The 6,433-nt window shown below is 71.7% G+C and carries 2 protein-coding genes; one reads left to right on the top strand and one right to left on the bottom strand.

Annotated features, from left to right (window positions below; all coding sequences use genetic code 11):
• Positions 1-731 (bottom strand): uracil-DNA glycosylase family protein (locus ACLL9L_RS07680; RefSeq protein ID WP_411284056.1); only part of this gene is annotated, 731 nt, incomplete at its 3' end.
• Positions 732-925: 194 nt separating this feature from the next.
• Here ACLL9L_RS07680 and ACLL9L_RS07675 point away from each other — a divergent pair.
• Positions 926-6,406, top strand: coding sequence for a carboxyl transferase domain-containing protein (locus ACLL9L_RS07675; RefSeq protein WP_411284055.1), 5,481 nt, complete (start codon positions 926-928; stop codon positions 6,404-6,406).
• The last annotated feature ends 27 nt before the right edge of the window (positions 6,407-6,433 follow it).

The raw sequence follows: 6,433 nt of genomic DNA, 5'->3' as shown, positions 1-6,433 counted from the left end.
AGGCGCACCGGTCGCCCGTCCGCGGTGACGAGCACGGCCTCCGCGCCGTGCCCGAAGCGCGGCCCGGGTCGCGGCACCGCCCAGCCGAGTCGGCGGGCGCTGGCCAGGGCCGCGTCCCACCCGATGGCGCCGAGGGCCAACATCGAGCGCATCGTGCGCGATGCGAGCTCGAGGTCCCGGTCGAGCCAGTGGCCGCACAGGTCACGTTCCTCGGGCGTCGGCCTGTTGGCCGGCGGGGCACACCGCACCGCGGCCACGATCCGTATGCCGTGCAGCACCTGTCCGTCGCCACTCGCCACACTCGTCGGCTGGCTCGCGTAGCCCGCGCGGTGCAGCGCGGCGTAGAGCCAGTCACCGCTGCGGTCGCCGGTGAACATCCGTCCGGTGCGGTTCGTCCCGTTGGCGGCGGGCGCCAGACCGACGACGAGGACGTCGGGCTCGGGATCTCCGAAGCCCGGGCCGGGCCGACCCCAGTAGGGCTGGGCCGCGAACGAGGCACGCTTGCCCTCGGTCGCCACGCTCTCGCGCCACCGGACCAGGCGAGGGCAGGCACGGCATACGGAGATCGTGGCGTCGAGCTCGGCCACCGAGGTGACACCCGCCGCGAGGCGGCGCACCTGCGCCGCCGTCCTCGCCACCGGTGTCGCCCCGTCGGCGGGGTCACCGGGCCATCCGGCGCCCGGCGGCACCGGAGACGCGAAGAGCTGCCCCGTCACGGGGTGCGGGAGCATGCTCTCGGTCACCGTCGCCATGCTGCCACGCGGCGTGAGGTGATCGAGTTTTCGTGCGCTGCTTGACTCGATAGTAGGCAGGTGGTGTGAAAGCCTCGGATCAAGGGACCGCGTCGGTCGACAGGTTGGCCCAGTGCAAGGAGTCATCGGTGAGTTTCTCCCGGATCGCAGTCGTCAACCGTGGCGAGGCGGCGATGCGTCTCATCCACGCGGTGCGGGACCTCAACGCCGAGCACGGCACCCACATCGAGGTCGTGGCCCTCTACACCGAGGGTGAGCGGCGGGCCATGTTCGTCCGCGAGGCCGACCTGTCCTACAACCTCGGCCCGGCTGCGGCCCGGCCCTACCTCGACCACGCCGTCCTCGAACGGGCGCTGCGCGAGACCGGGGCCGACGCGGCCTGGGTCGGCTGGGGATTCGTCGCCGAGGACCCCGCGTTCGCGGAGCTGTGTGAGCGCATCGGGGTGACCTTCATCGGGCCGAGCGCGCACGCGATGCGCCAGCTCGGGGACAAGATCGGCTCGAAGCTCCTGGCCGAGAAGGTCGGCGTGCCCGTCGCCCCGTGGAGCCGGGGGCCGGTCGACACCCTCGAGGACGCGATCGCCATGGGCAACTCGATCGGCTACCCCCTGATGCTCAAGGCGACCGCCGGCGGCGGCGGCCGCGGCATCCGGGTCGTCGGCTCCGACGAGGAGCTGACCGACGCGTATGCCCGCACCCGCGACGAGGCCGAGCGCGCCTTCGGCAGCGGCGTCGTCTTCCTCGAGCGGCTCGTCACCGGAGCGCGCCACGTCGAGGTGCAGGTCATCGCCGACGGGCAGGGCACGGCCTGGGCCCTGGGCGTCCGCGACTGCTCGGTGCAGCGCCGCAACCAGAAGGTCATCGAGGAGTCCGCCTCTCCCGTCCTGTCGCCGGAGCAGACCCGCGAGCTCAAGGCGAGCGCCGAGCGGCTCGCCCTCGCGGTCGACTACGCCGGCGCGGGGACGGTGGAGTTCCTCTACCACCCGGGCGAGCAGATCTTCGCCTTCCTCGAGGTCAACACCCGCCTCCAGGTCGAGCACCCGATCACCGAGGTCACGACCGACCTGGACCTCGTCAAGGCCCAGATCCACGTCGCCGGTGGTGGCCGTCTCGAGGGTTCGGCGCCGCCCGAGCGGGGGCACGCCCTCGAGGCCCGGCTCAACGCCGAGGACCCGGACCGCGACTTCGCGCCGTCCCCGGGCCGGATCGTGCTGCTCAACCTGCCTGCCGGCCCGGGCATCCGAGTCGACACCGGAGTCGGTGAGGGCGACACCATCCCCGCCGACTTCGACTCGATGATCGCCAAGATCGTCGCCTACGGCCGCGACCGGGGCGAGGCCCTCGGCCGCCTGCGCCGGGCCGTCGCCGAGACGACGGTCGTCATTGAGGGGGGCGCGACAAACAAGAGCTTCGTCCTCGACCTGCTCGCCCAGCCCGAGGTCATCGACGGCTCTGCCGACACCGGGTGGATCGACCGCGTCCGTGGTGAGGGCCGGCTCATCGCCCACAAGCACTCCGGGATCGCGCTGGTCGCGGCCGGCATCGAGGCATACGAGGAGGAGGAGCAGGTCGAGGTCGCCCGCCTGCTCGCGACCGCCCGCGGCGGACGGCCCCAGGTCCAGCACCAGGTGGGTCGCGCGGTGGATCTCAAGCTGCGGGGCACGGCATACAAGGTGATGGTCACCCGCATCGGCCCCCACCGCTTCCGGGTCACGATCGGTGACGCCGCCCCGATCGATGCCGACCTCGAGCGCATCGATGAATACACGAGCCGGCTCATGGCGGGCGGCTCCCGCTTCCGCCTCGTCACGGCGGCCCACGGAGCGGTCCACCTCGTCGAGGTCAACGGGACGACGCACCGGGTCAGCCGCGACGAAGGCGGCGTACTCCGCTCCCCCGCGCCGGCGCTCGTCGTCGCCGTCCCGGTCCGGGTCGGTGACGTCGTCGCGGCTGGAGCGCCGGTCCTCGTCCTCGAGAGTATGAAGATGGAGACCGTCCTGCCCTCGCCGTTCGCGGCCACCGTCAAGGAGCTGCTCGTCACCACCGGCAGCCAGGTGGAGACCGGAGCCCCCCTCGTGCGGCTCGAGCCGACGAACGACGCCGACGAGACGCCGCAGGCCGCAGCGGACACCGGTCTGGTCGACCTCGAGCTGCCGACCACGTCCACCTCCACGGACGGCGGCGCGGACGGCGGCGAAGGCGACCGACTCGAGCGAGAGCTGACCGACCTGCGGGGGATGTTGCTCGGCTACGACGTCGCCCCCGGCGACGAGGGGCGGACCCTCGCGTCCTACCTCAGCGCCCGCGACGACCTCGCTGCAGCCGGCATGGCACCGGTGGGCCAGGAGACCGACCTGCTGCGGATCTTCGCCGACTTCGCCGAGCTGAGCCGCAACCGCCCGGCGGGCCAGGAGCGCCACGTCGAGAACCGGGTCCACAGCCCCCGGGAGCACTTCCACACCTACCTCCAGAGTCTCGACGTCGAACGCGGGGGGCTGCCGGAGGAGTTCCGGACCAAGCTGACGCGGGTGCTGGGCCACTACGACATCGACTCCTTCGAGCGCTCGCGCGAGCTCGACGACGCTGTCTTCCGGGTGTTCCTGGCCCAGCAGCGGTCGACGCCGGACACCCACCTCGCGATGTCGCTGCTCCAGCGCTGGATGAAGGAGTCCCGTCCGGACGCGCCGCTGGACACCGCGGCCCACGACGTCCTCGACCGGCTCGTCGCGGCGACGCAGCTGCGTTTCCCGATCGTCGGCGACCTCGCCCGCAGCGTGCGCTTCCGGTGGTTCGACCAGCCGCTCGTCGATGCCGAGCGCGCCACGGTGCTCGCTGGCGTCCACGACCAGGTCGCGGCTCTGGCTGCAGACCCCGACGCCCCGGACCGGACCGCCCGGATCGACGCACTTGCCGCGATCCCCGAGCAGATCGTGCGCTTCCTCGCCGAGCGGCTCGAGCACGGTGTGCCGGCCGAGGAGCCGATGCTCGAGGTGCTCATCAAGCGCCACTACCGCGAGTACGAGCTCGTCGGGCTGACATCGAAATCGGTTGCCGGACGGCCGTTCTCGGTGGCCGACTACACCCTCGACGACCGACCCACGCACCTCGTGTCGACGGTCGGCATGGTCTCCGAGCTCACCCCCGGCAGTGGGTTCGTGGAGGCGATCGCGGCCGAGGTGGCCAGGGCCACGCCCGACCAGGAGGGGGTCGTCGACCTCTACCTGTCCTGGCCCGAGATGCCGGAGGGCACCGACGAGGCGTCGACGGCGATGGCCGCGGTGCTGGGCGCCCTCGACTTCCCCCAGCAGCTGCGCCGGGTGGCCGTGGCGGTGGCCGCCGGTGGCGGGCGCGCGGTCGGTTACCACACCTTCCGGGCAGACGGATCGGGCGGCGTCCAGGAGGACGCCCTCGTCCGAGGCGTCCACCCCATGGTCGGTCGCCGGCTCAACCTCTGGCGGCTGCGCGAGTTCGACCTCACCCGGCTCGAGGCACCCGAGGACGTCCTCCTGCTGCACGCCGTGGCCCGCAACAACCCTGCCGACCAGCGCCTCGTGGCCCTGGCGCAGGTGCGCCAGTTCAGCGTGGTCCGCAACGAGAGCGGCAAGATCACCAGCGTCCCCCACGCCGAGCGCGCCCTGGCCAACTGCCTCGAGGCGATCAGGCGGGCCCGCGCCTCCAGGGGTGTCAGCGGCGCCAAGCTCGACATGAACCACGTATGGCTCCACGTCTGGCCCGTCATCAAGGCCGAGGTGGGCCAGCTGACGGCGCTGCGGGACAAGATCGCGCCACTGACGGCCGGGGCCGGCATCGAGGAGATCCTCGCCGAGGGGCGGATCGCCGACGAGCAGGGCCGGACGTCCCCGATCTCGGCCCGGTTCTTCTACCAGGCCGGCTCGGGTGTGGTCTCGACGATCGGGCTGCCGTCGACAGAGCTGCTCAAGCCCGTCGACGACTACCAGCAGAAGGCCCTGCGGGCGCGTCGGCGCGGCACGGTCTACCCCTACGAGATGCAGGACATGGTCGCCGGTCCGGGAGGATCTTCGGTGGAGTACGACCTCGACGCGTCCGGGAGCCTCGTGCCGGTCGAGCGTCCCTATGGACAGAACACGTCCGGGATGATCGTCGGCCTCGTCACGACGAAGACCACGCTGCACCCCGAGGGGGTCACCCGCGTCATCCTCAGCGGCGACCCCACCCGCGCCCTCGGTGCGGTGGCCGAGGCGGAGTGCCACCGTGTCATCGCCGCCCTCGACCTCGCGGAAGAGATGGGCGTCCCCGTCGAGTGGTATGCCCTGTCCGCCGGCGCCCGGATCTCGATGGACTCCGGCACGGAGAACATGGACTGGGTCGCGCGGGGGCTGAAGCGGATCATCGAGTTCACCCAGGCGGGTCACGAGATCAACATCGTCGTCGCCGGGATCAACGTCGGGGCGCAGCCGTACTGGAACGCCGAGGCAACGATGCTCATGCACACCAAGGGCATCCTCGTGATGACCCCGGACAGCGCCATGGTCCTGACCGGCAAGCAGTCGCTCGACTTCTCGGGTGGGGTCTCTGCCGAGGACAACTTCGGCATCGGCGGCTACGACCGCGTCATGGGCCCGAACGGCCAGGCGCAGTACTGGGCTCCAGACCTTGGCGGCGCCCTGGCGATTCTCCTGGCCCACTACGACCACACCTACGTCGCCCACGGCGAGCCCGGGCCGCGGCGCGCGCCGACGAGCGACCCCACCGACCGGGACGTCACGACATACCCCCACACGCTCGAGGGGAGCGACTTCACGACGGTCGGCGACATCTTCTCCCTGAGGACCAACCCAGACCGAAAGAAGGCCTTCGACATCCGGACGCTGATGCGGGCCGTGTCGGACCAGGACCACCCCACCCTTGAGCGGTGGGCCGGGATGGCCGACGCTGAGACGGCCGTGGTCCAGGACGCGCACCTCGGCGGCTTTCCGGTGTGCCTGCTGGGAATCGAGTCGAAGTCCGTCCCGCGGCGCGGGTTCCCTCCCACCGACGGTCCGGACACCTACACCGCTGGGACATTGTTCCCGCGCTCGTCGAAGAAGGCCGCCCGGGCCATCAACGCCGCCAGCGGCAACCGCCCCCTGGTCGTCCTCGCGAACCTGTCGGGCTTCGACGGCTCCCCCGACTCGATGCGGGGGCTGCAGCTCGAGTACGGCGCTGAGATCGGACGCGCGATCGTCAACTTCGAGGGGCCGATCGTCTTCTGTGTCGTCTCTCGCTACCACGGTGGGGCCTTCGTGGTGTTCTCCAAGGCGCTGAACCCCCGGATGATCGTGCTCGCCGTCGAGGGCTCCTTCGCCTCGGTCATCGGTGGCGCTCCGGCCGCGGCCGTCGTCTTCGCCGGCGACGTCGACGGCCGGACGTCCGCCGACGAGCGGGTCACGGCTCTCGAGGCCCGCATGGTGGACGCCAAGGGCTCCGAGCGTGGGGCACTCTCCGCCGAGCTCGCGGAGACGCGGTCGGCCGTCCGGACCGAGAAGCTCGGGCAGGTGGCGTCCGAGTTCGACTCCGTCCACAACATCCATCGCGCAGTCACCGTCGGCTCGGTCGATGCCGTCATCACGGCGCAGGAGCTGCGCCCGCAGATCATCGCGGCGATCGAACGAGGGCTCACCGCCGGCGACTGAACCCACCGCGGCTGCCCCGATGGCCCC

Source organism: Lapillicoccus sp. (assembly GCF_046595215.1).
Taxonomy (GTDB): domain Bacteria; phylum Actinomycetota; class Actinomycetes; order Actinomycetales; family Dermatophilaceae; genus Lapillicoccus.
This window is presented reverse-complemented; position numbering and strand designations above follow the sequence as displayed.

Bases quoted from the DNA above. Each gene is read 5' to 3' on its own strand.
- ACLL9L_RS07675 (WP_411284055.1), top strand. From the start codon at position 926: ATGCGTCTCATCCACGCGGTGCGGGACCTCAACGCCGAGCACGGCACC.